At 44.5% G+C, this 26,651-nt stretch carries 25 protein-coding genes; 16 read left to right on the top strand and 9 right to left on the bottom strand.

Going from position 1 to position 26,651, the window contains the following annotated elements:
• The first annotated feature begins 216 nt into the window (after window positions 1-216).
• Entirely contained in the window at window positions 217-1,419 is a 1,203-nt protein-coding gene (sstT, locus tag ACS8E3_RS05715) for a serine/threonine transporter SstT (protein WP_439242152.1), read from the top strand.
• A gap of 114 nt (window positions 1,420-1,533) precedes the next feature.
• On the opposite strand, the gene ACS8E3_RS05710 is transcribed toward sstT, so the two are convergent.
• Window positions 1,534-1,857, bottom strand: a complete 324-nt coding sequence (locus ACS8E3_RS05710) for a chaperone modulator CbpM (protein WP_439242150.1) — start codon at window positions 1,855-1,857, stop codon at window positions 1,534-1,536.
• Between the two features lie 73 nt (window positions 1,858-1,930).
• Window positions 1,931-2,950: a DnaJ C-terminal domain-containing protein gene (locus tag ACS8E3_RS05705; protein WP_439242148.1), complete on the bottom strand. Its 1,020-nt coding sequence runs from the start codon at window positions 2,948-2,950 to the stop codon at window positions 1,931-1,933.
• A gap of 394 nt (window positions 2,951-3,344) precedes the next feature.
• Here ACS8E3_RS05705 and ACS8E3_RS05700 point away from each other — a divergent pair, with 394 nt between their 5' ends.
• Complete coding sequence (locus tag ACS8E3_RS05700) at window positions 3,345-3,707, top strand: septal ring lytic transglycosylase RlpA family protein (protein ID WP_439242146.1); 363 nt, start codon at window positions 3,345-3,347, stop codon at window positions 3,705-3,707.
• Window positions 3,708-3,811: 104 nt separating this feature from the next.
• Here the strand turns inward: ACS8E3_RS05700 and ACS8E3_RS05695 are convergent, their stop codons facing one another.
• Entirely contained in the window at window positions 3,812-5,875 is a 2,064-nt protein-coding gene (locus ACS8E3_RS05695) for an ATP-binding cassette domain-containing protein (protein WP_439242144.1), read from the bottom strand.
• A gap of 376 nt (window positions 5,876-6,251) precedes the next feature.
• On the opposite strand from ACS8E3_RS05695, the gene erpA reads away from it, so the two are divergent.
• From erpA to ACS8E3_RS05655, 8 genes are all read left to right on the top strand, one after another.
• Window positions 6,252-6,632: an iron-sulfur cluster insertion protein ErpA gene (erpA, locus tag ACS8E3_RS05690; protein WP_439242142.1), complete on the top strand. Its 381-nt coding sequence runs from the start codon at window positions 6,252-6,254 to the stop codon at window positions 6,630-6,632.
• 293 nt (window positions 6,633-6,925) lie between these two features.
• Entirely contained in the window at window positions 6,926-8,500 is a 1,575-nt protein-coding gene (gene gshA, locus ACS8E3_RS05685; RefSeq protein ID WP_439242140.1) for a glutamate--cysteine ligase, read from the top strand.
• Window positions 8,501-8,584: 84 nt separating this feature from the next.
• Window positions 8,585-9,112, top strand: a complete 528-nt coding sequence (locus ACS8E3_RS05680; protein ID WP_439242138.1) for a disulfide bond formation protein B — start codon at window positions 8,585-8,587, stop codon at window positions 9,110-9,112.
• A 529-nt stretch (window positions 9,113-9,641) separates the two neighbouring features.
• Window positions 9,642-10,268 carry a copper resistance protein NlpE N-terminal domain-containing protein gene (locus ACS8E3_RS05675; protein WP_439242136.1) on the top strand — a complete coding sequence of 209 codons (627 nt, stop codon included), beginning with the start codon at window positions 9,642-9,644 and terminating at the stop codon, window positions 10,266-10,268.
• Between the two features lie 162 nt (window positions 10,269-10,430).
• Entirely contained in the window at window positions 10,431-11,939 is a 1,509-nt protein-coding gene (gene mpl / locus ACS8E3_RS05670) for a UDP-N-acetylmuramate:L-alanyl-gamma-D-glutamyl-meso-diaminopimelate ligase (RefSeq protein WP_439242134.1), read from the top strand.
• Between the two features lie 215 nt (window positions 11,940-12,154).
• Window positions 12,155-12,409, top strand: a complete 255-nt coding sequence (locus ACS8E3_RS05665) for a GlsB/YeaQ/YmgE family stress response membrane protein (protein ID WP_025645387.1) — start codon at window positions 12,155-12,157, stop codon at window positions 12,407-12,409.
• 195 nt (window positions 12,410-12,604) lie between these two features.
• Window positions 12,605-13,156: a peptide deformylase gene (def, locus tag ACS8E3_RS05660; protein WP_439242132.1), complete on the top strand. Its 552-nt coding sequence runs from the start codon at window positions 12,605-12,607 to the stop codon at window positions 13,154-13,156.
• 121 nt (window positions 13,157-13,277) lie between these two features.
• Window positions 13,278-14,453, top strand: coding sequence for a type III PLP-dependent enzyme (locus ACS8E3_RS05655; RefSeq protein ID WP_439242402.1), 1,176 nt, complete (start codon window positions 13,278-13,280; stop codon window positions 14,451-14,453).
• A gap of 135 nt (window positions 14,454-14,588) precedes the next feature.
• Here ACS8E3_RS05655 and ACS8E3_RS05650 read toward each other — a convergent pair whose 3' ends face one another.
• The 3 genes from ACS8E3_RS05650 to dnaJ all read right to left on the bottom strand — a co-directional run bounded on the left by ACS8E3_RS05650 (window position 14,589) and on the right by dnaJ (window position 17,636).
• Window positions 14,589-15,461 carry a hypothetical protein gene (locus tag ACS8E3_RS05650; protein WP_439242130.1) on the bottom strand — a complete coding sequence of 291 codons (873 nt, stop codon included), beginning with the start codon at window positions 15,459-15,461 and terminating at the stop codon, window positions 14,589-14,591.
• 36 nt (window positions 15,462-15,497) lie between these two features.
• Window positions 15,498-16,340, bottom strand: a complete 843-nt coding sequence (dapB, locus tag ACS8E3_RS05645) for a 4-hydroxy-tetrahydrodipicolinate reductase (protein WP_439242128.1) — start codon at window positions 16,338-16,340, stop codon at window positions 15,498-15,500.
• A 168-nt stretch (window positions 16,341-16,508) separates the two neighbouring features.
• A complete protein-coding gene (gene dnaJ / locus ACS8E3_RS05640; RefSeq protein ID WP_439242126.1) occupies window positions 16,509-17,636 on the bottom strand; it encodes a molecular chaperone DnaJ in 1,128 nt (375 codons plus the stop codon).
• Window positions 17,637-18,029: 393 nt separating this feature from the next.
• Here dnaJ and ACS8E3_RS05635 point away from each other — a divergent pair, with 393 nt between their 5' ends.
• Entirely contained in the window at window positions 18,030-18,689 is a 660-nt protein-coding gene (locus ACS8E3_RS05635) for a DUF2939 domain-containing protein (protein WP_439242124.1), read from the top strand.
• Between the two features lie 144 nt (window positions 18,690-18,833).
• On the opposite strand, the gene ACS8E3_RS05630 is transcribed toward ACS8E3_RS05635, so the two are convergent.
• On the bottom strand, window positions 18,834-19,886 hold the full coding sequence (locus ACS8E3_RS05630; RefSeq protein ID WP_439242122.1) for a thioredoxin fold domain-containing protein: 1,053 nt from the start codon (window positions 19,884-19,886) through the stop codon (window positions 18,834-18,836).
• A 288-nt stretch (window positions 19,887-20,174) separates the two neighbouring features.
• Complete coding sequence (locus ACS8E3_RS05625) at window positions 20,175-20,879, bottom strand: pseudouridine synthase (protein ID WP_439242120.1); 705 nt, start codon at window positions 20,877-20,879, stop codon at window positions 20,175-20,177.
• Between the two features lie 91 nt (window positions 20,880-20,970).
• On the opposite strand from ACS8E3_RS05625, the gene ACS8E3_RS05620 reads away from it, so the two are divergent.
• From ACS8E3_RS05620 to ACS8E3_RS05600, 5 genes are all read left to right on the top strand, one after another.
• Complete coding sequence (locus ACS8E3_RS05620) at window positions 20,971-21,570, top strand: YigZ family protein (RefSeq protein WP_439242400.1); 600 nt, start codon at window positions 20,971-20,973, stop codon at window positions 21,568-21,570.
• A gap of 384 nt (window positions 21,571-21,954) precedes the next feature.
• Window positions 21,955-22,992, top strand: coding sequence for a YheT family hydrolase (locus ACS8E3_RS05615; RefSeq protein ID WP_439242118.1), 1,038 nt, complete (start codon window positions 21,955-21,957; stop codon window positions 22,990-22,992).
• Window positions 22,993-23,032: 40 nt separating this feature from the next.
• Entirely contained in the window at window positions 23,033-23,575 is a 543-nt protein-coding gene (locus tag ACS8E3_RS05610) for an acyl-CoA thioesterase (RefSeq protein WP_439242116.1), read from the top strand.
• A 224-nt stretch (window positions 23,576-23,799) separates the two neighbouring features.
• Window positions 23,800-24,189: a DsrE family protein gene (locus ACS8E3_RS05605; RefSeq protein ID WP_439242114.1), complete on the top strand. Its 390-nt coding sequence runs from the start codon at window positions 23,800-23,802 to the stop codon at window positions 24,187-24,189.
• 233 nt (window positions 24,190-24,422) lie between these two features.
• Window positions 24,423-25,466: an NAD(P)H-dependent flavin oxidoreductase gene (locus ACS8E3_RS05600; protein ID WP_439242112.1), complete on the top strand. Its 1,044-nt coding sequence runs from the start codon at window positions 24,423-24,425 to the stop codon at window positions 25,464-25,466.
• Between the two features lie 88 nt (window positions 25,467-25,554).
• On the opposite strand, the gene ACS8E3_RS05595 is transcribed toward ACS8E3_RS05600, so the two are convergent.
• Window positions 25,555-26,502: an alpha/beta hydrolase gene (locus tag ACS8E3_RS05595; protein WP_439242109.1), complete on the bottom strand. Its 948-nt coding sequence runs from the start codon at window positions 26,500-26,502 to the stop codon at window positions 25,555-25,557.
• Between the last annotated feature and the right edge of the window lie 149 nt (window positions 26,503-26,651).

Below are 26,651 nucleotides of genomic sequence, written 5' to 3'. Positions count from 1 at the left end.
TGATTCATTTTAAATAACTCTCTATAACTCGTTACACTAACGCTAACTTTCCTCATATCCTCTTATATAATCTATCTAAACCTCCAAAGTGTATCTTACTTCTCTTTATAATCTTCTAGCAGAGCATTAGGCGAATATTACAAAAAATGCTAATATCACCCAATTATTTTAGCGTTCTGTGGTTTTTTTACTAATGTTTTTATTAGAGGTATAAAGATGCGCTCATTGATAGCGATGTATCAACGAATAGGCTTAGTGCCGCTGATTATTATCGGCTTAGTCATAGGAGTGTTGATTGGCTGGCTGGCGCCTAGCGCTGGTATAGCTTTAGGGATATTAGGAACTTTATTTGTCGGTGCTCTTAAAGCAGTAGCACCCATACTAGTGTTTGTACTGGTGTTAGCCGCTATTAGTAAACAGCGCAGTGGTGATGAGGTCTACGTAAAGCCCGTCCTTATCATGTATATTTTTGGCACTTTTTTGGCAGCATTGACCGCCGTAGGTGCAAGTTTCTTGTTCCCAATCGAGATGGTCTTAGTCAATGCCGATATCGAGCAAGTACCGCCTGCCAATTTAAAAGAAGTGCTAACCAACCTACTAATGAGCCTAGTCGCCAATCCTGTCAATGCCGTGGCCAATGCCAACTATATCGGTATCTTGGCATGGGCGATTATTATCGGTTTTGCGCTGCGTCAAGCTGGTGACACTACTCGCGCTATGGTCAGCGACTTTGCTGATGCGATCTCACAAGTGGTCAAATGGGTCATTGCCCTCGCGCCATTTGGTATCTTAGGTCTTGTCGCCAATACTGTCGCTGAAACAGGCTTTGAGGCCCTAAAAGGCTATGCCAATATCTTGATGGTATTGGTTGGCTGTATGCTGTTTATTGCTCTAGTCGCTAATCCTTTAATCGTGTTAGTCAAAACGGGTAAAAACCCTTATCCGCTTGTCTTTACTTGCTTGCGCGAGTCTGGTATTACTGCCTTTTTTACCCGTTCATCAGCGGCTAATATCCCGGTTAATATGAATCTTGCTCACAAACTTGGTCTGCACGAAGATACTTATTCGGTCACTATTCCGCTTGGTGCTACCATCAATATGGCCGGCGCGGCGATTACCATTAACGTGTTAACCTTAGCTGCTGCGCATACTCTAGGTATTGAGGTCAGCTTTGCATCCGCTTTACTGCTAAGCTTAGTGGCGACAGTAAGTGCTGGCGGGGCGTCGGGTGTGCCTGGCGGCTCATTACTACTCATTCCATTAGCGGCCAGTCTATTTAGTATCCCCAACGACATTGCTATGCAAGTGGTGGCCGTTGGCTTTATTATTGGCGTTATTCAAGACTCTGCGGAGACGGCTCTTAACTCTTCAACCGATATACTATTCACCGCTGCCGCCGATCCAAAATACGCCCGTTAGCGAATTGAGCCTTAACGACGTTTTAATCACAACTCAAAGATAAAAAAAGGGCACTCAGGTGCCCTTTTTATACTTTAAAACTTGTATGCAAGTCAGGTTTAAGCTCTCAATAGCTTACTTTAAGCTATCTACCTCGACCTCGATAACAGGCGTCTGCATCTCCAACTGACGCTTAAACTGGCGTAGTTGCTCCACTTCATCTAACAGCTCAAGTATCAAGCCAATAGCCGGTACGCTCGCTTCAAAATCACGGCTGAGGCGTGAGGCGCGGCGAACGGTCGTTAGCTGATAACCGGTAAACTGCTGGCTTTCCGGCACATCATACTCAATGATATTCTCTTCTATCAAAGCGATAACCCACTGCGGCTCTTGACCACAAGCAGATACTAGCTCATCAAAGCTCATAATTAAATCGGTTAATTCAGGCGAGTGTTTCATCATTATTATCCTCGTTTATACTATATCTCTAATCATCTGTCTAACTTTAGCTCACTTGTAACAATCCTTCTAATTAACGATTGATACTAGTATTAGCAAAAGCTTGTTTTAGCTGCTCATAAGCTTGCTTAGCTTCGTCAGTGGTGACCTCTGGATTGACGATATTTAAGGTTAAGTACAAGTCGCCAGCTTGCTTGGCTGGAATCCCTTTGCCCTTCAGACGCAAATTACTTCCTGATTTGCTGTTACTTGGAATAGTGACGCCTAAAGTACCTGCAGGAGTGGCGACATTGATTTTTTCGCCTAGCGCTGCTTCCCACGGGGTGATATTGACTGTTTGATACACGTTAGCGCCCTCTAAGCGAATATTACCTGCAGCAGTGATGGTTACTTTGAGAAATAAATCTCCATTTTTGCCACCTCCGATACCGGCAGCGCCTTGCCCTGCTAGGCGGATTTGCTTGCCGTCCGTGATGCCTTTAGGAATTTTAATCTTCAGGGTTTTATTCTCATAACCCACACTACCATTAGGCTGACGAACAGGCACATTTAACTTAATACTATAGTCGTCGCCGCTATAGACCGAAGCGAGATCGACACTGATCTCCGCATGCTGATCTTGGCCTTTGCTATCTTGGCCAAAACCGCCACCGAATTGATCAAAGCCGCTTGGTCCGCCAGCCGATTGACCCGCTGAGCCGCGGGCACCGCGCCCAAAAGCCGAGAAAATATCATCGAAGCGAAAACCGCCACCACCAAAGGCTTCACCTTCACCGAACTGATCTTTAATGTCTTCCCAGCGAAAGCCGCCTTGCGCGCCACCAGCTGACTGACCTCCAAATCCGCCAAAGCCACCAGCGCCGCCTTGACCGGCAAAAGGATTGTCTAGCATAGCGTCGTACTCAGCGCGTTTGTCTTTATCTCTGATGGTCTCGTAAGCGTTATTGATTTCGGCAATTTTACTATCCGCGTCTGGATCATCGCTAACATCGGGATGATATTGACGAACTAGTTTGCGATATTTCTTTTTAATATCAGCATCTGAAGCGTCTTTTTTTACCCCTAAAATGTCATAGTAGTTTTTTTCAGCCATTGTTTTTCCTTATAATTTTATTCAAAGAATTTTTATTGAAATCTATATAGTTAGAATCGTCTGTTCCTATAATAAGACTTTTTTCTGTGATTTCAATTTTAGTCTGTGGCTACCACCTCTTTGCTAGAGGTATTAGCAAAAAATATAGCATGGATTTATACTGCGGATTTAAGTTTAGCAATTACATTGTATAGAAAACTTTAAGATAACAACTTTTCTTATTAATCAATAATTTACAATGTAACTGCAATTTGACTTGGCTTATTTTTTACACATCTGTAAAGATATAGCAAGCTTTATCTTGTAGAATACCTGCAATGTTTACACTCATAGGGAGTGAAAATAATATAGGCAAGAAAACCTGTCTATTTTATAAATTACATATAGGTGTTGAATGTCTTATTTAATCAAGTCTTTAGTTATTATGTTGTCATTGGCATTAAGTACTACCGTTTTTGCTGGTAATACTAGCTATTATGGTAGTAAATTTCACGGTAAACGTACCGCTAGTGGTAGTATTTTCAATATGAATGCTATGACCGCTGCCCATAAAACGTTACCGTTCGGCACTAAAGTTGAAGTGACTAACAAAAAGACAAGACAGAGCGTGATTGTTAAAATCACTGATAGAGGTCCTTTTACACCGGGCCGTATCTTAGATTTGTCTAAAGGCGCTGCTGGTAAGATAAACTGCCAACTTTGTACAACGACTATGAAAGTACTATCTTACGGTGATGGCAAGTATCGTAGACAGTAAAACGTCGCGCTAAGGTTTCAGCTTTTAAGAGCCTAATAATGTAAAAAAAGGAGAGCTTTAGCTCTCCTTTTTTATGTTTGCTTATAATCTACTCAGCAAATATCTTAATCAAACTGCGCTTCCATATCCTCAAGACTGGTCATCGCTATCAACAAACCCTCCTCTTTCTCGCTATGTTGCTGCTGTAGCGAGGCTTGCTCATCGAGTAGCGCTATCAGATCCGCTTTACGATGCGCTTCATAGAGCTCGGAATCGGCAAGCTCAGTCTCTAAACTTGCTAGCTTCTCATCCAGCTTTGCCAAGGCCTTTTCAGTGTTTTCGATCTCTCGGCGTATAGGCGCGGTGAGTTTGCGCTGCTCAGCCGCCAACTTGCGCTGCTCTTCTTTACTCAAAGTACTAGCGGGCTTTTTTGTCGTTTGGATAACTGTCTTAGATGTCGCTGCCGCAGTTTGTGTTGATTCGGCGTGCTTAGCATCTGCTCCTTTTATAGCACTATCTGTTTCACGTGAAACAAAGGCCTTTTGTACCTTTTTATTTTTGGCTTGTTTATTACTGTTTTTGTCTTGTGCGTTCTCTTGTTTGCGCTTCTCCGCTAGCCACTTACCGTAATCACTGATATCGCCTGCGAACTCGTCGATCCGTCCGTCATGGACAAGATAAAGCTCATCACAAACGTTAGCAATCAGCTCACGATCATGAGAAACTAGCACGACCGCCCCTTGAAACCCTTGCAGGGCTAGAGTCAAAGCTTGACGCATTTGCAAGTCCAAATGGTTAGTCGGCTCATCGAGTACTAGTACGTTAGGACGCTGCCAGACGATCAATGCAAGGGTCAAACGCGCGCGCTCACCCCCAGAGAAGAGCTCGCTTGGCGTATCGATACGCTCACCGCGAAAGTCAAAACTGCCCAAAAACGAGCGTAAGGTCGCATCAGAGGTCTTGCCCGCGAGGCGTCTTAGCATCTGCATCGGTGTCGCAGCAGCATCTAAGGCATCCATTTGATGCTGATTAAAGTAGCCAAGCTTGAGGGTATCAGAGACCTGGTAAGTGCCTGAGAGTACTTCAAGCTCACCAACCAACGCTTTAATCAAAGTCGACTTGCCCGCGCCATTCATCCCGAGTAGACCCAAACGCGTATCTGGGGTCACTTGCACATTGGCATTATGCAGTAGCGGCGTTTCACTATAGCCGATATCGGCTTTGGTCATCTCAATCAGCGGCGCACTCATGTGTGCCGGCTCATAAAACTTAAATGAGAAGGGGTTATCCGCCATCATCGGTGACAGCTCGGCCATGCGCTCGAGCTGCTTGATACGGCTTTGCGCTTGCTTAGCCTTGCTGGCTTTGGCACGGAAACGACGGATAAAGTCATCCAAGTGTGCACGGGTGGCTTGCTGCTTTTCATAAGCCTGCTGCTGCTGCGCCATGCGCTCATGACGGGTGCGAATAAACTGCTGATAGTTGCCCGTGTACATAGTGATTCTTTGTTGCTCGACATGCAGGATATGATCTACTGTCGCATCCAAGAATGTCTGATCATGCGAGATGACAATGACAAGGCCCATGAACTGATTGATCCAAGTCTCAAGCCACAAAATAGCATCTAAGTCCAAGTGGTTAGTCGGCTCATCGAGTAGCATCAAATCAGCACGGCTCATCAAAGTTTTGGCGAGGTTTAGACGCATGCGCCACCCACCTGAGAAGCCTTCTACTGGCTGCTCATGTTGGCTGGCTTTAAAACCAAGACCTGCCATAATTTGCGCCGCTTTAGTAGGCGTACGATAGCCATCTATCTCGTCGAACTGCTGGTGCAAGACGCCAATCTGCTCATCGCTGACATGACTCAAATCACTCAACGCTTCGTTAAGCTGATACCACTGCTCATCGCCGCTCAGTACATAATCAATGGCCGTTTGACTACTCGCCCCAACTTCCTGCGCCATGTGCGCGACCTGCCAGCTATCAGGAATGCTCACTTCGCCTTTATCAAGCGTCACCTCAGTATCGCCAGTGCCCATTTGCGTCAACAGCAAGGCAAATAGCGTTGATTTGCCGGTGCCATTATTGCCCGTCAAACCAATTTTGTGATTGGGGTGCAATTGGAAACTAGTGTCCGAGAAGAGCACACGACCATCACGGCGAACACTAACGTCTTTAAATTCGATCATAAGGGGTTTTATCTCAAAGGGGTTATAGCGACCACTACACTTATTAAATCTATAACTTATTAAGTCAGTAGCTAGCAGCTCAATAGCAATCAGGAGTAATGATGAAAATTTACAGAAAAACAGGCCAAACTCAGCCATAATTGGCGGCTATTATTTCAAACGACTGGCTGATAGGCAAACGATTAAACAACTATTTATAAATAACTGTTTCATTTTTAAGTGATTTACTGAGGATAATAAGGCTTATTTCAATACCGTTTATCTATTTTACTAAACGCGCTTATCAGTCTTGATAAGTTAAGCCTAGCCCCAATTATGGTATACTGCCAAAACACTACTGACATCAAGCAGTTAAGCATTCGCTAATGAGGTAATTATGACCCAAACCACTACCCAATATGATCCAAGCGCTAGTCAGCCGGTCGATCCTACTGTCCTAAGCCTGACCGATAGCGCGGCCCAAAAAGTACGCCGTCTACGCGAAGAAGAAGGCGATAAGGAGCTTATGCTGCGTGTTTATGTGACTGGCGGCGGTTGCTCTGGTTTCTCTTACGGCTTTAGATTCGACAGCGATATGAATGAAGACGATGCCAATTTTGACAATGGCGATGTCACTTTGGTGATTGACTCACTCAGTTATCAGTACTTACAAGGCTCTACCGTTGACTATACCGAAGGGCTAGAAGGCGCGCGCTTTGTAGTAGATAACCCTAACGCGACCACTTCTTGTGGCTGCGGCTCTTCGTTTTCTATCTAAATAGTGCTTGTTTTATCAGCGCACTCTTATCAAAGCATCTATTTTTATAGGTGCTTTTTTGGCTTAGCCAAATGATTTTTTTAACCTATGAAGGTTACTGAAATTGTAATTGTGCGTGGTTTTTGCACTATCTTTGGGCTAAACTGACTTTGAGCTAAACTGACCGCTCTATTTATAGCGCCGAAGATGCCAAACTGGCGTAGGTTTGAGCAGGTTTTATGTTAGCAAACCCTATTTGAGCAAATCTTGATGGATGGTTGCTCTACCATAATGAATAACAATAGATGACTATTATGAGTAATTTTGCAAGTAGCTTTGTGGATTTTGAAATACCAAGTTGGTTTGATAGCCAATTATTGATGGGTATGCTGCGCGGTATCGAAAAAGAAGGCCTGCGCGTTAGAGCGGATGGGTTTTTGGCGCAAACACCGCACCCATTGAAGCTAGGTTCAAAATTGACCCATCCCTTCATCACTACGGACTACTCTGAGAGCCTACTTGAGCTTATCACTGACCCAAGAGCGACGCCAAAAGATACCTTGGCTATGCTACGTCAGCTGCATGTTTTAGTTTATCAGGCCTTGCCAGAGGGTGAGCTGATGTGGCCGTTGTCTATGCCTTGTATGCTCTCAGCGGATGATGCCGATATTCCGCTGGCTGATTATGGTAGCTCCAATACCGGTAAGCTTAAAACGCTTTATCGTAGCGGGCTTGGTATTCGTTATGGTCGCCGTATGCAAACGATTGCTGGGCTACATTATAACCTATCCTTTGGTGATGGTTTATTTATACAGTGGCAAAAGCAGCTCGCAGACGCACAGACGCAAACGCTTACCGAGTTCAAAAATGAGAAGTATTTAGGTCTGATTCGTAACTTTAAGCGCTTAACGAGCCTAGTTCTATATTTACTAGGCGCTAGTCCTAGCGTTTGTCCTTGCTTTATTTCAGGCCGCGAGCATGACTTGGAGCTGATGAACGAGTCGACTTATTATAGACCGACCGCCACTAGCCTACGTATGGGTAAGCTTGGCTATACCAACAGCGTCCAAGAGCATCTAGATATCCGCTATAATAATCTGCCTGAATATGTCGCAGGCCTACGCCGCGCGATTCAGACGCCACATGATAGCTTTAAGGCGCTTGGCTTAAATGATGAAGACGGCAATCCTATTCAGATCAATGACCATATTCTACAAATAGAAAACGAATACTACAGCCCTATTCGCCCCAAACAAATTGCAGCGCGCGGTGAAACACCGACAGAAGCGCTGGAGCGTCGTGGTATCGCTTATGTGGAGTTCCGTGCCATCGACTTAGATCCTTATAGCGACGTGGGTATTCGTCTGTCAAGTGCTTGCTTCTTAGAAGTTATGGCGCTGTACTGCTTACTCAATGAGTCGCCAGATTTGATGCCGGCAGAAGAAGAGGAGCTGGCCGTTAATCTGGAACGAGTGGTCAATGAAGGCCGCTCGGATAATCTACATATTCTAAATAATGGCGAAGAGCAATCGCTGCAGAGCTGGATGCTGGCGCATTTATCTAGTATGCAGCCGCTAGCCGCGCTACTAGATGCCCATCACGGCGGTAACGACTACCGCGTGGCTGTGGCCTTAATGCAAGGTAAAGCGAGCAATTCAGAATCAACCATCTCCGCGCAAGTCAATGCTGATAGTATGCGCTTAGGCAGTATGTGGAAGTTAGGCTTTACGTTGGCTCAGCAGCATCGCGATGCCATTCTACAGCATACCTTAAGCCCTAATATTCAGGCTAAATATGAAGTATTGGCTGAAAAGTCACTATTGCAACAAAGCGATATCGAAGCTAGTGAGACCGAAGACTTTATGGACTTTATTGAGCAGTATCGCTAAGCTTATACCGCTTTATTGAACGAGTCATTATCCATAACTACCCAAAATTAGCTATTTAGCCCCTATTTTAAGAGTACCTATTTGATGCAAAGCCTACCCTCTTATCGCAGTATGCAAGTGTTTTTGGTAGTGATGAGCGCTATCGGTATGGGCTATGCCTTGTTTTTTTTACAGCAGTATATGGGGCTCTCCCCATGTCCCTTATGTATCTTTCAGCGTATCGGTCTGATGGTGATGGGCGGCTTTGCTCTTATAGCGGCTATTTTTAACCCAAAATCAAAACTTATCAAGCTAGGACTATGGTTAGGTAGCTTAGTCGGTATTGGCTGGGCAACGGGCGTTGCTGCTCGTCATGTTTGGCTGCAGCATCTGCCCGCCGATCAGGTACCCTCTTGTGGCCCTGGCCTAGATTATTGGTTAGATACACTACCGATGCAGCAAGTACTAAACGAAGTGTTTGCTGGTTCTGGTGAATGTGCCACAGTCGATTGGACTTTTTTAGGACTTAGTATCCCTGAGCAGTCCTTACTATTTTTTAGTCTATTGATTGTCATTCATGTATTAATACTGATTAATATCTTGCGCTCTAGAATTCCGCGCGCAAGAACATAGCTGCTATTAGTACCGCTGCAATATCACAATCCAATTTTTTTGTGTTATCGATTCACTCTAAAAACGATATAGCGCTGCTGGGATGCTTGTTTTAAATATAAGTTATACAGCATCGAGCGATAACAGCACGCAAGTAAAATTTATAGCAGTAGCGCGTTTAAATTTATAATCAGTTAACTCTGGACTGACTATATATTGATAACCTCTATATCAATATCCTCCATCCGAGACGCAAATATTAGAACACAAATCTCCTCCTTTTATAACAAAAACCACACATTTACGTTATGCCAGTTTGTTATCTTGTGATAATATTTTTCCGTTGATTGTGAATAAGTGACCGCCTGTCTCTAAAGAAAGGGTATTGCAATAAGATCCTGCGAATACGCCTGCGATTATGTTAGAAGGCTGCAATGATATTTGGTCACTTTCATCGTCTTAGACGACATTAATACTAGCTTTTGTGAGTAGAGCTGATCTCAGTTATCAGCTTTCACTTAACCCTTATCTGTTTGCTGTTGGTATGCTCATGATTTATTCTCCCTCTAGAATTTTCACAACGACTGCTCATTGTGGTCCTCGCTCGACTTTGAAAATATTACTCCCTTTGTCTTTTTGTGCTTTACTTATGGGCTGTGACAGCCACTCTTCTACTCCTAGCACCGATAAAAAAATGATGATCGCCAGTGCGCAGAGTGATTCTATTGCTGTAGAGCAGAAAACCACAGACCATACTTCAGATAGCGATACAGATAATAGAGAAGCCGGTGCGTCACTCATTAACTCGGCAAAGCCGGATAGAAAACCATCTGAAAACCGCTCGTCTTTGGATACTCGGTCAGCGAGCAGCAGTCAGATGCAGGCTATTCTTATCGGTGATTATAAAGGCGTTTTCCCTTGTTCTTTTTGTAACAGTACAGAGGTTTTGCTGAACTTATTTGCAGATAGCTCCGTAGTGAAAACTAGCATTTATGATAGTCCAGAAGAGCCGACCGCCTCTTTAATCGAAAACGGTATTTATCGTCAAGATGGTGACAAGATTACGATCGTTTACGATGATCAGCGAATTGAGAGCTACCTTATTCAAAACAATCATTTGTTATTATTAGATGACAATCAAATCGCTGACGATGACTACACATTATCGCGCCAATAAAATAAGTTTATTTTTTGATTCATAATGATAATCGGTAAACTTTAGATAATATTCACGCCTACAGACTAGGCGTTTTTTTGGGCGTTTTATTGGTTATCCCTTAGGCTTTACTTTACAATAATGCCCTTCTTTCCTTTTCATATCATTCGGTGCGAAACGTCTATGCATATTCATATTCTTGGTATTTGTGGCACTTTTATGGGTTCATTAGCCTTATTGGCCCGCGAGCTTGGGCATGAAGTGACTGGCTCAGATGCCAATGTTTATCCGCCGATGTCCACCCAGCTACAAGAGGCTGGCGTGACGATTATGGAAGGTTATCATATCGAGCACCTGCAGCCTGCGCCTGACTTAGTAGTGGTTGGTAATGCGATGAAGCGCGGTATGGAAGTCGTTGAATATATGCTCAATCAAAGGCTACGCTATACCTCAGGGCCGCAGTTTTTGTCAGAGCAAGTACTACAATCGCGTCATGTGATAGCGGTGGCGGGCACTCATGGTAAGACGACCACGACGACTATGCTCGCTTGGATATTGCAATATGTGGGGATTGACAGCGGGTTTTTGATTGGCGGCGTGCCGTTAGTCGATACCACCGATAAGCGTCTACAACAAGTATTCGCTCATAGTAGCTACTTAGGCGCTGACTCTACAAGCACATCGAATTTAGGTTACTTTGTCATTGAAGCGGACGAATATGATTCCGCCTTTTTTGATAAGCGCTCAAAGTTTGTACATTATCGCCCGCGTACCGCTATTTTGAATAATTTGGAGTTCGATCATGCAGATATTTTTGCTGATTTAAGCGCGATTCAGACGCAGTTTCATCATATGCTGCGGATGATTCCGAGCAGCGGGCAAATTATCATGCCTGCTAATACGCTAAGCTTAGAAGACACTTTAGCCAAAGGCGTTTGGACACCCGTTTGGCGCACCTCTATTGTCGATAATACGGGTAAAGATAAGACGCAAGCTCAAAACAAAGCGGCTGATAGCGAGTGGCAAGCCCGACTTATTAGCGCCGATGGCAGCCAGTTTGAGGTGAGCTTCAATGGTGATAAGAATGTTAAAAATATAACCGATAATGCTGAGACTGCCACAGTCGATTGGGCGATGAATGGCATGCATAATGTCAATAATGCGCTAGTAGCTATCGCAGCGGCTTATGATGTCGGCGTCGATGTCGCTAGCGCTTGCGCCGCGTTATCTGAGTTTGCCGGTATCAAACGGCGCATGGAGCTGATCGGTAAAGTAGGCGATATCTTAGTCTTTGATGATTTCGCTCATCATCCGACCGCGATTACCACCACTTTGGATGGTGCCAAAAAGAAAATGGCAGGTCAAAAGGTTTGGGCGGTTATTGAGCCGCGTAGCAACACCATGAAGATGGGAGTTCATCAAGACAGTTTAGCGTCTTCAGCTGAGCTTGCAGATCAGACGCTTTGGTATGAGCCTACAGGCCTTGAATGGGGCCTGCAAGACGTTATAGAGCAGGCTCAGCAGCATAATGATAACTTGAGCAATCAGCAAGTGCTTGGCAGTACCGACGCTATCATTGAGCATCTCAGTACTCATGCCAAAGCTGGTGACGCCATAATTATTATGTCCAACGGCGGTTTTGAAGGTATTCATCAACGTTTATTGGTAGCGTTAGCAGCGACTAAGCGCTAACAAGTTTGGTCCTAGCTCATGTAATTAAAATAGCGCCCTCAATTTTTGAGTGGCGCTTTTTTTATGATTTTAACACGCCCTTTACTCATTCAATTCAAATGATAGCAAATCCCTGTTTTTTATCACATAGCCCCTACACTACTAACATTTAGTCCTTACTCTTCTGGCTAAGGAGTGATTACAATGTAACCATTCAATCAATTAGGAGAATAATAATGGGTTTTATATGGATGATCATCGTCGGTTTGGTAGCCGGTCTGTTAGCGCGAGCTATTAAGCCAGGTAACGATGCAATGGGCTGGATTATGACTATTGTACTCGGTATTGTTGGAGCGATGCTTGGTGGTTTTATTGCTGGTCTAATCGGTATCGATGCTGATGGTGGCTTTATTGGTCTGATATTCTCAGTTATTGGCGCTATTATCTTACTCTTCTTATATGAGATGATCGTCAATAAGCGCCGCGTATAATATGAGCACTCTTACATGCTAAGAGTTTAGCTATTATTTTGATTCAAAAAGACCTTATTCGTATAAGGTCTTTTTTTTATTGAAAGCTTTAGCTATCATGCAGAAATCGAGCTCAAGTTGTTGATAATCGTTACTTTTGCCCCCATTTACCTTATAATAACGCCAATTCTATTTGCATGACTGAGGTAAGCCACTATGGCAGTACTCCCTATTTTAAGCTACCCTGATCCGCGCCTGCGCACTATCGCCGCCCCTGTAAAAGAGGTCGATACCGAAATAAAAACGCTGATTAGTGACATGATTGAGACTATGTATGCCGCTGATGGTATCGGTCTGGCCGCTTCACAAGTGGATCGTCATATCCAACTGATTGTGATGGATTTATCTGAAAATAGAGATAAGCCAATGGTCTTTATCAATCCTAAAGTCACGCCACTAGTTGAAGAAAAGCAGCCCTATGAAGAAGGTTGTCTGTCGGTCCCTGATGTCTATGATAAAGTCGAGCGTCCCAATAAAGTACGCATCGAAGCTTTAGACGCTGAAGGAGAGGCTATTGATGAGGTAGCAGAAGGCTTACTCGCCGTCTGTATTCAGCACGAGATGGATCATCTCAATGGGGTAATCTTTGTCGACTACCTATCACGTCTAAAACAAACGCGTGCACGTGACAAAGTCAAAAAAGTGCTCAAGATACGCGAAAAGCAAAGCGAGAAAGCAGCAAAACAGCCTGAAGCTACGAATGTCTAAATAGTGAACCTTTAGGCGTAAACAAGATGTTATCTTGATTTACGCTTTTTTTAAACTCTCCACCTCTGATTTTTTCTTTTCTAATTCTTCTTCGTATTAATAAAGGTTTACTGTTATGACTATGATCAAAATTGACCAATATTTTGACCCTGCTGCTTGGGGCAAATTTACCAAAGCCGCTGAGGGTCGTGACACGCCTTTTTTGATCGTTGATCTGAATCGTATTAAGCTAAAATTCAATGAGATGATTGGCTTGTTCCCCGATGCAAAAATTCATTATGCAATGAAAGCCAGCCCTGCGGTGGAAGTGATTGAACTATTAGCAGACCTAGGTTCAAATTTCGACTGCGCTTCCATCTACGAGCTGGATCGAGTGCTCGACTGCGGCGTTGCGCCATCGCGTATCTCTTATGGCAATACCATCAAAAAAGCGCAGCATGTAAAATATGCTTTTGATAAAGGGATCGATCTGTATGCAACCGACTCAGAAGCAGATCTCAAAAACATCGCTGAGCAGGCTCCTGGCTCAAAGGTGTTTGTGCGTATTTTGGTAGAAGGTTCAGACACTGCCGAATGGCCCCTATCGCGCAAGTTCGGTTGCCATCCTGATATGGCAGTTGATTTACTCATTCAAGCCAAAAAGCTCGGCTTAGTGCCCTATGGGGTTTCGTTCCATGTGGGCAGTCAGCAAAAATCAGTGACTGTTTGGAATGATGCGCTGGTGATGGTCAAAGATATCTTTGAGCAGTTATCAACGCAACAAGATATCAAGCTACAAATGATCAATTTAGGTGGCGGCTTCCCTGCTAGGTATCTCAATCAAATCAATACCATACAAGACTACGCCGGATCGGTGAAACAGTACTTAATCGATAATTACGGGGTGGACGATATGCCAGAGATTATTTTGGAGCCCGGTCGGTCACTGGTGGCAAGCTCTGGGGTTTTGGTTAGTGATGTGGTGCTGATTTCCCGTAAGTCGCATGAGGAGACAACGCGCTGGGTTTATACCGATGTGGGACTATTTCAAGGGTTAATTGAGACCTTAGGGGAAGCGATTAAATATCCCGTTTATACCCCAAAAATGGCCACATCAACAACGTCAGGTAAGGTAGTATTGGCAGGACCGACTTGTGATTCTGCTGATATCATGTATGAAGAGACGGATTATCAGCTACCAGAAGAGCTAGAGATTGGTGATAAAATTTATTGGCTAGCGACGGGGGCTTATACTAACTCTTATTCGTCTGTCGAGTTCAATGGCTTTCCGCCATTAGAAGTCGTATATCTTGATTAAGAGCTCGTAGTATTTTGATCTCATAGTATTTTGATCTCATAGTATCTTAATTTTATAGTATTTTTGATTAAAAGCGCGGTGCTATATCAATAGCGCCGCGCTTTTTTGTGTCGTAGAATTTTAAATTGACTGAAACTACTGAACCAATAGCTGAATAGGCGCACTGGTGCTAGTCATGCTACGACGATTACCAGCAAAGCCTGAGCTTTGATCTTGATTCTCTTGCGTGACTTGTCCAATAGTCACCCATTGCCCGCGCGGTACGATAACGGTGCTATTTAACCTTTGCGAGGCGATAGCATTATTCTGATTATAGCGAGAATGGCTAGTGACTAATTTTTCTTCTGCTTGTGATAATTGCACTTCCACTTTTCCATTAGGCAGTAGTCTTGGGGTAACGGCAATGCCTTGCGTCGTCGGTAGCAAAATTTGCTGCCCAATAACAATCTGGGTTGAAGGCCTATTATAATAGGGATAGCGATTGTTTTGATAAACCCTCGCTTGATAGTTTTGCGTTAAGGAATACAGCGTATTGGTGCTAATACTAGCAGGGCTACCCGATAAAGTTTGCACCTGATACAAGCTATTGTTCTGCTGCTGATTATCGCTTCGGTTAATCATGCCTGCACCTTGAATACCGCGATTGCTAATAATCATTTGGCCTTGGCGAATATTACTTTGCGAATGACTAGTATTGCCTACTCTTACTGCAACTAGCACCGGCTGCGGCTGAGTGTCTATTTGTGCAAGTAGCTGTTGCACGGCTTGATAATTAGCAGCGCTCGTTTGCAGCACAAGCTTGCCCTGATAAGTACTTACCGTGCCGCCATCACGGCTATTGTTCAGCTGTTGGCGTATGCTTGGTAATAAGGCATCGCCACCATAAGTATCGATGACATAGGTCTGATAACTTTTTTGAATAGAGGCAGCTTGGGCTGGAGAGTATAAGGTAAGGATTGCGGCTAGCACTATTGATGAGACGGCAAAAAACCTTCTATTGGTAGTCATCTTTTTCTCCTTATTAGCTGCCTTAACGATTTAGCCCTACTCATTTAACCCAAGCACATCCTGCATATTATACTGGCCAGCTTTTTGCTTAATTACCCAAGTGGTAGCGCGTACCGCACCTGCGGCAAAAGTCATGCGTGCTCTCGCTCTGTGGGTAATCTCTACTACCTCACCATCAGCGATAAACATCACCGTATGATCGCCAATAATCTCGCCGCCACGTATCGCATGGATACCGATGGTCCCAGCTTCACGCACGCCTGTTTGCCCTTCACGGCCATATACCGCAACCTCTTTTAGATCTTGCCCGCGAGCTTCAGCAACGGCTTCTGCCATCATATAAGCAGTACCTGATGGAGCGTCTATTTTATGCTTATGATGGGCCTCAATCACTTCCACATCAGCCTCATTACCAAAGGCTTTGGCTGCCATACTCAGTAGCTTGAGCGATAGGTTTACCCCAGTAGAATAGTTACCCGCATAAACGATAGGAATGTGCTTACTGGCCTCGGTCAGTACTTGCTCTTGCTGCTCATTGAATCCAGTAGTGCCGATAACCATGGCAACTTTATGCTCCGCGCAAGTCTGCATGTTTTGTTCAGTGGCATCGGGCAAGCTAAAGTCAATGAGTACGTCGATATCGTCAATCACCGCGACTAAATCATCGACGATTTTGATATTTAAGCGCTCGATAGCCGCGACTTCACCGGCATCAGCACCAACGAGGCTTGAGCCCTCACGTTCGATAGCGGCACTGAGAGTCGTTTGTGGGTTATCTTGCACCGCTTCAATCAGCATACGGCCCATACGTCCGCCGGCTCCGATAACACCGACATTTATAGGGTCATTAGCTGTTTTTTTATTAGATTTTTTATTCATTTCTTTATCCTAAATGTTTATTTCCAAGGGTGCAAAAGTTGCTTAGATGATGAATATCATAGCATGAATTGATTTTGCTACGGCTAACTAGTAAACATAAAAAAGGCCTAATAGTTTCACGTGAAACTATTAGGCCTAATAGTAGCTAGCTGCTCAAAAACTTATCATTTAATCGAACAACTCGCCAATCTTTTTAAAGAAAGATTTTTTGTGCGGTGACTGTTGATGTTTGCTATCGCCATCTAGCGTATCCTGGAACTCACGTAACAGATCTTTTTGTTCGCGGGTGAGATTGACTGGCGTCTCGATAATGACGCGGCAAATCAGATCGCCTTTCATTGTCGTGCGTACTGGGGTGACGCCTTTACCGCGAACTCGTAAGAGCTTACCGCTTTGCGTACCTTCCGCGACCTTGATTTTGACTTTGCCATCTAAAGTGGGGATTTCGACTTCTTTACCCAAAGCCGCATCAGTGATACTGACCGGCACATCCATATACAGATCCGCGCCTTGACGAGTAAAGACTTCATGAGGCTTCACGCGTACTTCAACGTAGAGATCACCGTTTTGCACGCCAGCTCCGCCCGCTTCGCCTTCACCTGCTAGACGTACGCGATCGCCATCATCGACGCCTGCCGGTATAGAGACCTCAAGAGTACGAGACTTTTCTTGCACGCCATTACCGTGACAGTCAGGGCATGGGTTTTTGATTTGTTTACCGCTACCGCCGCACTGTGGACAAGCTTGCTGCACGGCAAAGAAGCCTTGCTGCATACGCACTTGGCCTTGACCATGACAAGTCTGGCAAGTAACGATATCGGAGGCGTCTTTGGCCCCTTTACCATCACAAGTATCACAGGGCGCAGGCGCGGTGAAGCTGATCTCTTTTTGACAGCCGCGTACCGCTTCTTCTAAAGTCAGCTCGATGACATAACGAAGATCAGAGCCGCGACGTGTACGACTACCGCCGCCACGTGCTTGCCCAAAGATATCTCCGAAGTTACCAAAGATATCGCCAAAGATGTCTTGGAAGTTACCGCCGCCGAAGCCGCCACCGCCGCCCATACCGTTTTCAAAGGCAGCATGGCCCATACGGTCGTAGGCTGAGCGCTTATCTTCATCGCTAAGCACCTCATAAGCCATCGACGCTTCTTTGAACTTTTCTTCCGCATCAGGGTCATCAGAGTTACGATCAGGATGGTATTTCATCGCCAGCTTACGGTAGGCTCTTTTTACCTCTTTACTATCAGCCGTTTTACTGACCCCTAATACTTCATAAAAATCGCGCTTACTCATGAGCTCTCCTATTGTCATCACAGTCATGTCTGCTAATAATCATACGCTGACTACTCATTAGTGCCAAAAAGTGTTTCATGTGAAACACTAAATCAACATCGTATCGTATCAGCAAAATTAGCAACGCACTGTCATAACCAAATCAATTAATAAATAAAGGTATAAAGATATAAAAGTTTGGCCTGTTAATGGAGATGACTCGCTGATTTATCAAGCTTAACGATTATGAAATTATTACCTATGCAGTTTTATGGTTCAGATAATCACACCTATATCCTCTTAGCCTAATTATTCTCTAGTTTTTCATAACATGAGGCGCTAAAGTCATGCTAGTATTTAGCGCCTTATAAGCGGGCGTTACTACTTGAAATTCGGTATAAGAGAGCATTATTTATGAAAAAACTAACGGCTTTTATTTTATTAATCGTAGTTATGGCAGTCGTGGTCTATGCCGGCTCGCCCTATTACAGCGCTTATCAATTAAAAAACGCTTATGAGGACAAAGATGGCGCGACTATCGCCGCCGCTATCGATTACGAGCAAGTACGCCCTAGTGTCTATACGCAGCTGGCTGATAAATTTGCTTTGACGATGACCAAATATCCGCTGGTCGCTGAGCTTGGCGGTGCGCCCTTAGAGCAAGCAGCTGATAATTTTATCAGTCAAGCGGTGAAAGGGGCAATCACCCCTGACAATGTCGAAACCCTCATTAATACTCAAGGTCAAGCCAATAACGCCACCAAAGAGCTAGCTGCCGCTTGGGCTATTGCCAATAACCAGGTCGATCTCAAAAACCTTATTCAAGACTTAATCATTCAACGCGGTGATATCAATGCGGTGGTCAAAAACCAAATACAGTTGGTCATGCAAAAACAAGCCAGCGAGCTTGAGCAACAAGCGACGCAAGGTACTGACAGCGACAAGCCCAGCTTAAGTTACTGCGGTATCAACTGCTTTACTATTAGCGGTCAAGTCAAAGGCTATCCACTGACTATCGAGATGCAGCGTCAAGGCTTAATTGACTGGCAAATCGTCGATGTGGTGTTGCCTTAAATCAAGATTCTCTATGAACTTTAAAGGCATACGAGCTATTTAAGTTTTAAAACCACTTCGCATAAAAAGCGCGCTATAAATTGATAGTTTATAGCGCGCTTTTTATGGGGTCTTAAATTTTGGAAATAACTGTAAACGAGCTAACTACTGCACTCCCAAAAACTCTAAGAATTCAGGACTCTCAAAGCTCGCCTGATACAGGACGCCATCGTCACGATAAATCGCTGGCGTTGCTATTACCGCAAGACCCGCCGCCTTGTCACGATTGGGGGTAACATAATCACTCGTACAGCTGGCAGGGGCTGGGGTCATTTGACCTTCTAACATAGCTTTGTCTAAAGCGTTACGGCGACTGCTGTCATCAGCTTGACACCAAATCCCGCGCATCTGCGCAGGTGACTGCTCATAGATAGGATAACCGATAGTCTTAACGGTGACGCCTTTGGCATTGAGACCTTCCATCTGCTTATGTAGCTGACGGCAATAAGGGCAATTAACATCGGTAGCCACATAGATCACCGCGCGCTCAGTAGTCGTGGCAGGATAAGTAATCAGCTGTGACTCATCTAAAGTGGCAAAGACAGACTTGTTTTTATTCGCCTCAAAAGTCTCATCAAGCCCCGTGAACTGACCATTCTCGATAACGGATATCTCGCCATCAGTAATGTACTGAGCATCATCTGATAATAAGAACGGTACACCCTCTAAAGTCGCGCCCCAAATCACGCCCGGTACTGCGGTATAAAAGAATGGCGTTTTGGTACTCATGTTTTTCAGCGCTGACATATTGTCTAGTAGTGATGATTTAACGGCTGCACTGACATACTCGCCTGCTTGCGCGCTAGTGGCTCGCGCCGGTGTTTGCTTACTAGCTTGCGGACTTGGGTTTTTTTGTAGCTCGCCTTGGATGACATATTTGCCATCAGCGGTGATATGTAGAGGCGGCTGTCCAACTAGATTAACCTGATACATATTAGGTAAATTGGAGGTCTCGATAGACAATATTTGCGCTTTGATCCCGACCTCGGTCAATGCTTGCCGTAGTTGACTATCAATGGCAACACTAACTTTATCCACCGCTGCACTCTGAGTAATGTTGATTTTTTTATCGGTTGAAGTCGTAGGTTGCGCACAAGCCGTCGCCGTTAATAGTAAAGCACTAATAAAACTGATAGGTTTCAATAAAAGTAGTTTCACAGCATTATCCTAGCAAATAGGGTTTATCAACCAATGATAAGGTAATCATCATTTAGTTCAAAAACATTATTTAAAAAAGTAGAGTAAAAAGATATCAGGACTTTAGCATATCAGCTAAATTTGGGGAGGGTTTGCTAGTTACTTTTGCAAAAGCGCTACTTGAGCTTAAGAGAGGTGCAATAGAGGCCAAAAAGGCCGATGAAACGCGTTAAATAACTCAACCTAAATTTCAGGTGCGCTGGGCGCACCCTACGGCAGCTTTAATCCTACATTTATGAATATTTTAGACTAAAATTTCTCGACTTCCTCAGCCGTTAAAAAGCGACTATCGCCCTTCTCTAACCCGTCTAAGGTAATATGACCGATGCTAGCGCGATGCAGCTCGACCACTTTATTACCGAAGTAACCCATCATACGTTTGACCTGATGATATTTGCCTTGCTCTAGCGTTAGCCGCGCATGGGTCTCATCGATAAACTCGAGGGTTGCAGGTTTAGTCGGCTCATAATCACCGTCTAACAAGATACCTTCGCCCACCTTTTTGATCGCTTTGGTCTGTTCTTCTTCATCCATAGCATCAGCCAAAGTCAGCTCATAAACTTTGGCATGCTCGTGTTTTGGACTAGTGACGCGGTGCAGCCAGCCGCCGTCATCGCTAATGAGTAACGCCCCTGTGGTATCGACATCCAAGCGTCCCGCGATGCGCAAACTACCCAGCTCTGGTACTGCAATCAGCTCAGTCACGATAGGATATTCTTTGGCCTTTAGCGTGCATTCAAAGCCCTCAGGCTTATGCAATAAGATATAGCGGCTACCGGTAGCGACCGATAGAGGCTCACCTGCCCACAGCACTTCGTCATTAATAATATCGACGTGTAGCCCCGGGTCTTTAACGACTTCGTCATTGACGGTAACTTCGCTCGCGTGAAGAATTTTTTTGGACTCTTTACGCGACAGCTCAGTGGCTTTACTGATAAATTTATCGAGACGCATACTTTTTACTACCTTTGCTGATATAGGGTTTTGTTATAGTGGTGTCAGTTTAACATATCCCATCCAAACCTAAATGTACCATCAACATAATATGAGCTATCTAACCCTAAAAAAACCCGTCACCGCTCGACTTGAGATTAAGAAGTCTGAGTTTATTGCTTATGCTTATCCGGTAAACTCGCGTGAGCAAGCGATGTTTCATGTGGAACATCTGCGCGATAAATACCCTGATGCGCGGCACTGGTGCTGGGCTTATATCATAGGTGATCCTGAGAATACCACTAGCGCCGGTTTTGATGATGATGGCGAGCCTAGTGGCACCGCAGGACGACCGATACTAGGCGTCCTGCAGCATAAATCTATTGGCAACATTATCATTATCGTGGTGCGCTACTTTGGCGGTATCAAGCTTGGCGCAGGCGGTCTCACTCGTGCCTACGCAGGCTCTGCGCAAGCAGCTGTCGATCAGATGATATTGCTGCCCTTTGTGCCGATGACGCAAGTGCAAATACTGGCTGACTTTGCTACCGAAGCTCAGTGTCGCTATGTGGTTGAAAGTATGGCTGGGACTATCAAGGATGTCGCTTATAGTAAGCAAGTAACTTTGACCGTTACTATCGCTGAGGCAGATATTGATACCCTAAAAACTGAGCTAGCAATGGCAGGTAGAGTTGTAGAACCTTCAGATTAGTAAATTTTCGAGCAACAAACTTAGCTCGATTGTACAATTAATAGTAATCATCTGTTCACTCAACCGTTCACTAAAAGCTATTGGAACCTTGATGCGAGCTTAGTATGATGACAAATTAGATGAATTGATAGTTTATGACTTAAGCTCTGTAAGCTTGCTAGGTTTCACGTGAAACTAGCTATTTAAATCATACTTATACTCCCTATATTTAATCCCAAATAAAAGGAGTACAGTCATTACAGCGTGCTACTGGTATAAATTTTCCTTGCGTGCTGCGTTCCTTCGATGCTGCGCAAAATTCATCCCAGTAGCACTGTATTTACTTTATAGTGGATCGACTGTATTTATACTTCTCTTTTATTTTACAACTGTAGAAACCCTCCTATGACAACTTTTACTTATAACGAATTTAAGCCACCATTTTGGCTGAATAATCCGCACTTACAAAGTATCTTACCGAAGTTTTTTGCACCCAAAGCGCCTGAGTATAGACGAGTGGTACGCAAAGACTCGTTGGGCGAGAGCGATATTGCCTACGATTTTTATGATGCTCATCCTATAGTAGAAAACGCTGATGGCCTATTGGAAGAAACGCCATTAATCGTCTTGTTTCATGGTATGGAAGGCAGCAGTGATAGCCATTATGCGCGCGCTTTGGCTTATCAGATGCACGCGCAGGGCTGGCACTTCGTGGTTGCGCACTTTCGTAGCTGCGGCGGTATTCCTGCTAGTGGACGGGTGTTCTATAACGCGGGCGATACCGGCGAAGTCCACTATATGCTCCAGAACTTAAGTGAAAAATACGCCAATATGTACGCGGTTGGCGTCTCACTGGGTGGTAATGCCTTGGCCAAATACATGGGCGAATACGGCGATAAAGCGCTCTGTAAAGCTGCCGCTGTCATCTCTGCCCCTGTCGATATGTCGTCAGCCGCGCTTAGTATGCATGGCTTTTTGAGTCATCGCATCTATACGCCCTATCTGCTCAATCCGATTATCAAAAAAGCGCTTGCCAATGACATCAGCAAAGAGGAGATCGACTCTATCAAAGCGGTCAACCGTATCAGCGACTTTGACGATATCTTTACCGCACCAAGGCATGGCTATCGCTCTAATAATGACTACTATCATAGCGCCTCAGCACTGCCCTACTTGCGTGATGTTACAAAGCCCTTATTACTGATTAGCGCTGAAGACGATCCTTTTTTGGGCTTTACCGCGACCCCTAACGATGTCTCTGATTGCGTCACTATCATCGATACCAAGCACGGCGGGCATGTCGGCTACATTCGCTATCGCTCGGATAGCAAACAAGCTCAGGGCCGTGATCAAAAATCCAGATTTGATATCAATTGGCTACCCGAAACCGTCAGCGCGTACTTTCACTCCATCGGTGTGGACGCTACCATCAAGTCTAAATAACTGCACAACTGACCTGTCCTTAAACTTTTGAGACTCTATTATGTATCCTTACTTGCGTTACACTAAGTCGATCGTTGATGCGTTTATCACTAATAAAAAAGCTCAACCTCTAGCGTTTGATCAAGTCAGCGAAGTCACGGTGCGCTGTAGCATCACCGATATCGATCCAATGTTTGAGATGAATAATGGCCGCGTATTGACGGTCTATGATATTGGCCGTACAGATTTTATCATTCGTACCGGTCTTGCCAAGCAGCTGCTCAAGCGGCGTTGGGGTATGGTGGTGGCAGGCAGCACGATTCAGTATCGTAAGCGTATTCGCCTGTTTGATAAAGTGACGATAAAGACGCAACTGGTCGGTATCGACGCGCGCTGGCTCTATCTTGAGCATTCGATGTGGGTGAAAGGCAAGCCTTGCTCCTCGGTGCTATTACGTACAGGTGTCACCAAAGGCGGCAAAGTGATTGAAACCGCCAAAGTATTAGAAGCACTAGGTGAAAAAGCTTGGGATACCCCCACTGAGCCGTGGATTCAAGATTGGATAGACAGTGATAAGACTCATCGTTGGCCGCCGATGGGTTGATTTTATTCTGCTTAATAGAAATCAAGCTTACTTATCACTCTTATATTTGAACAAGCTAGTTTGCTGTAGGCTTCGGCTTTAGCCCAGCATTGCTATATTATAAAACCATTGAATAACCTTGTAGCTACTCTTCTATAACAATACATTATATAAATTAATATAATAAATGTTAGGATAGTAATGAGTGTCATACTCAACTCAATACAGTCTATAAGGAGAATAATATGGCTAATAATACAGATTACCGCACTGATTATGTTGGTACGCTATTCGATAATGCTGAATCAAACCCAAGCAAGATCACCCTAGCGTTCACTATGGCAGGCAAAGCGCTTGAACAAGGTTACTCTGCCTCCGTCATTCTAATGGTCGATGCGGTACATTTAGGCGTACCCAAGGCTTTGGATGATGTCGATATTGGCGCACCGTTTAAACCTGCTAAAGAGTTGCTAGAAGCCTTTGTAGATAAAGGCGGCAACGTTCTCGTCTGCGGCGCGTGTATGGAACACAACGGTATCGAAGACTCTGCTATCGATAAACGCTTCACAAAGATTAGTGGCGATGATGTGGTTGAGCTATTGATGAATGCTAAGGGATCTTTGCAGTTGAATTAAAACTGAACAAATAAAGTTATAAAAATGGGTTCGTTTTCTTAGCTGTCTTTTTGATAGTTTTGGGAACTGGCTCATTTTTAATTATTGGCTACTAATCTTAGAAAAATTGCTGCTATAGTCAAAACCTACTTCTTATATCGAATAACGAAATAAACATTATCTAACACGCACAGTGTTCAGCTTTGATACAGTAAGTCATGCAAACCTTCTCACCGAATAAAAAGGACGCTCTCATGACCTTATTGAATACCTTTGATTTGACACACCCTATTGTGCAAGCACCTATGGCGGGAGCGACCACGCCTGAACTGGCGGCGACAGTGAGTAACTTTGGTGGCTTGGGGTCATTAGGAGGAGGGACAACAGCGCCAGATATTTTAAATGAGCACATTAATACTCTTAAATCGCTCACCGACCGTCCTTTTATGATCAATCTGATGGTGTTATCTGAGCATGACTCTACTACTTTGGATAGCGAAACCCCTGCTTGGTTAAGCGAGTATTATCAACAGCATAATATTGAAATAGCGTTACCGAAACGTCCAGCGCACAACTTTCGCGAGCAGCTACAAGTCCTCTATGACAATCCCGTTCCTGTCGCTAGTTTTACCTTTGGCATTATCAGTGCTGAGCATGTACAGCGTTTGCAGAGTTTAGGCACGAATGTCATCGGTACGGCCAATCATCCACTGGAAGCAAAAGCATGGGCAGAGATTGGCGCGGACGCGGTATGTGTGCAAGGGGTAGAAGCAGGCGGGCATCGTGGTGGTTGGTTGCCACAAAGTACCAACGATCCATTGGGATTGTTGACGCTGATTAGCCAAACACGCGCTTGTACCGATATTCCGTTAATCGCGGCTGGCGGTATTATGACGGGGCAAGCTATTAAGACGATTCAAACAGCAGGTGCTGAGCTGGCGCAAATCGGGACGGCATTTTTGACCACAGACACATGCGCTATCAATGATAGTTATAAGCAAGCCTTGCTAGATGCCAGTCAAGATAAGCGTAGCAGTGAGACGCGTCTAACTCGGCTGTTTTCAGGTAAGCAGGCACGCGGTTTGTTAAATGATTATTTGCGTAATTTTGCACAATTTGAAAACGCTCAGCAGCTACCTCCTTATCCTCAATTAAATGCTATGACTAAGTCTTTGCGTAGTCAAGCCAAAAATAGCCTTGACGTAGAGCATCAATCTTTGTGGGCAGGACAAGGAGTCGCTTTGGTTAGAAAAGAGAAAACGATTGAGTTGTTAGAGCGACTAGTGAAAGAGTTATAGTTTGATCGAGGTAAATACAATCCTGTAGTAAAAAAAGAAACACCAGACAATCTGATGTTTCTGTTTTATTCAAAATAAACCTTAAAAACTACTTCGTAAGTCCTTCACGAAAGCGTTTATAATCCTCCGCCGTTTCATCGAGCGCCTCAATCATCGGTACATGACCGACGTCTTTCATCATAATTACTTCTGATTGCGGGATGATCTTTTTTATCACATTCACTGTTTCAGGCTTGATCACTTGATCTTTATCGCCCCATACTACTAGCGTTGGAATTTTATACTCGGCGATGATTTTTGCACGCTCCTCCACATTATCAGTGACGATTTGCTCTAGGATTTTGGCATCTAACGCTTTATTATTGATGCGCTCTTGCGCAAATACCGCTTTGACCGACTTGGGCAGATAAGGCGGCTTATACATGACGAAATCATACATCTTATAGAAGTCTTCCTTGCTCTTAATCAGTAGTGGATTGTTATCTAAAGTCGCGCCCTCAAGCGATTTGGGAATACCCGCTGACCAAAATCCTGCGCTATCGACAAGCCATAGACTCTTCACGTTTTTAGGATACTTCGCCGCATACGCCACACTGATTGCGCCGCCCATCGAATTACCACCGACATGAATATTGTTTGCCAGTCCCTTAGCTTGCAACAGCTCATGCAAACGTGTGGCTTGCGCCTCCGAGCGATAGTCTGCGTCCATCGGCTTGCTCGACTCGCCAAACCCCAGCAGATCTGGAATAATCACATGATAGGCTTCTAGCTCATCGGCGATACGAGTAAAGTTATCTTTATTACCCCCAAAGCCATGAATGAGTAATAACGGCTCGCCTGTCAGATTGGCGTTTTCGGCATAAACTATCTTATCGCCAGAAGCTAGCGTTAGCGATTTGACCGCTAAATCAGACTTATTACGCTCATATTGAATGATTTTTTGGGTGGTATTGACCGCGAGAGTGTTGGGCGCGGTGGTACAGCCCACCACTGAGAAACTGAATAGCGCGGCGAGGCCTAAGCGTTTTAAGAGCATTGAGTCATCCTTGTGAAGAGGTAAGGTAAAAGTAAATTTTGACTATGAGTTTAACGGTAAACTTGTGCTGATGTTTTTTAATTCATAACTTTGTAGTCAGAGGTCTCCTTATACGTTTGATAAAAAAGACAAATGCCGAGCGATTACCT

The organism is Psychrobacter sp. 2Y5, assembly GCF_051847375.1.
Classification (GTDB): Bacteria; Pseudomonadota; Gammaproteobacteria; order Pseudomonadales; family Moraxellaceae; genus Psychrobacter.
The sequence above is the reverse complement of the archived record's forward strand: the minus strand, read 5'-3'. Positions and strand labels throughout refer to the sequence as shown.

Bases quoted from the DNA above. Each gene is read 5' to 3' on its own strand.
- sstT (WP_439242152.1), top strand. From the start codon at position 217: ATGCGCTCATTGATAGCGATGTATCAACGAATAGGCTTAGTGCCGCTG.
- ACS8E3_RS05710 (WP_439242150.1), bottom strand. From the start codon at position 1,857: ATGAAACACTCGCCTGAATTAACCGATTTAATTATGAGCTTTGATGAG.
- ACS8E3_RS05705 (WP_439242148.1), bottom strand. From the start codon at position 2,950: ATGGCTGAAAAAAACTACTATGACATTTTAGGGGTAAAAAAAGACGCT.
- ACS8E3_RS05700 (WP_439242146.1), top strand. From the start codon at position 3,345: ATGTCTTATTTAATCAAGTCTTTAGTTATTATGTTGTCATTGGCATTA.
- ACS8E3_RS05695 (WP_439242144.1), bottom strand. From the start codon at position 5,875: ATGATCGAATTTAAAGACGTTAGTGTTCGCCGTGATGGTCGTGTGCTC.
- erpA (WP_439242142.1), top strand. From the start codon at position 6,252: ATGACCCAAACCACTACCCAATATGATCCAAGCGCTAGTCAGCCGGTC.
- gshA (WP_439242140.1), top strand. From the start codon at position 6,926: ATGAGTAATTTTGCAAGTAGCTTTGTGGATTTTGAAATACCAAGTTGG.
- ACS8E3_RS05680 (WP_439242138.1), top strand. From the start codon at position 8,585: ATGCAAAGCCTACCCTCTTATCGCAGTATGCAAGTGTTTTTGGTAGTG.
- ACS8E3_RS05675 (WP_439242136.1), top strand. From the start codon at position 9,642: ATGATTTATTCTCCCTCTAGAATTTTCACAACGACTGCTCATTGTGGT.
- mpl (WP_439242134.1), top strand. From the start codon at position 10,431: ATGCATATTCATATTCTTGGTATTTGTGGCACTTTTATGGGTTCATTA.
- ACS8E3_RS05665 (WP_025645387.1), top strand. From the start codon at position 12,155: ATGGGTTTTATATGGATGATCATCGTCGGTTTGGTAGCCGGTCTGTTA.
- def (WP_439242132.1), top strand. From the start codon at position 12,605: ATGGCAGTACTCCCTATTTTAAGCTACCCTGATCCGCGCCTGCGCACT.
- ACS8E3_RS05655 (WP_439242402.1), top strand. From the start codon at position 13,278: ATGATCAAAATTGACCAATATTTTGACCCTGCTGCTTGGGGCAAATTT.
- ACS8E3_RS05650 (WP_439242130.1), bottom strand. From the start codon at position 15,461: ATGACTACCAATAGAAGGTTTTTTGCCGTCTCATCAATAGTGCTAGCC.
- dapB (WP_439242128.1), bottom strand. From the start codon at position 16,340: ATGAATAAAAAATCTAATAAAAAAACAGCTAATGACCCTATAAATGTC.
- dnaJ (WP_439242126.1), bottom strand. From the start codon at position 17,636: ATGAGTAAGCGCGATTTTTATGAAGTATTAGGGGTCAGTAAAACGGCT.
- ACS8E3_RS05635 (WP_439242124.1), top strand. From the start codon at position 18,030: ATGAAAAAACTAACGGCTTTTATTTTATTAATCGTAGTTATGGCAGTC.
- ACS8E3_RS05625 (WP_439242120.1), bottom strand. From the start codon at position 20,879: ATGCGTCTCGATAAATTTATCAGTAAAGCCACTGAGCTGTCGCGTAAA.
- ACS8E3_RS05620 (WP_439242400.1), top strand. From the start codon at position 20,971: ATGAGCTATCTAACCCTAAAAAAACCCGTCACCGCTCGACTTGAGATT.
- ACS8E3_RS05615 (WP_439242118.1), top strand. From the start codon at position 21,955: ATGACAACTTTTACTTATAACGAATTTAAGCCACCATTTTGGCTGAAT.
- ACS8E3_RS05610 (WP_439242116.1), top strand. From the start codon at position 23,033: ATGTATCCTTACTTGCGTTACACTAAGTCGATCGTTGATGCGTTTATC.
- ACS8E3_RS05605 (WP_439242114.1), top strand. From the start codon at position 23,800: ATGGCTAATAATACAGATTACCGCACTGATTATGTTGGTACGCTATTC.
- ACS8E3_RS05600 (WP_439242112.1), top strand. From the start codon at position 24,423: ATGACCTTATTGAATACCTTTGATTTGACACACCCTATTGTGCAAGCA.
- ACS8E3_RS05595 (WP_439242109.1), bottom strand. From the start codon at position 26,502: ATGCTCTTAAAACGCTTAGGCCTCGCCGCGCTATTCAGTTTCTCAGTG.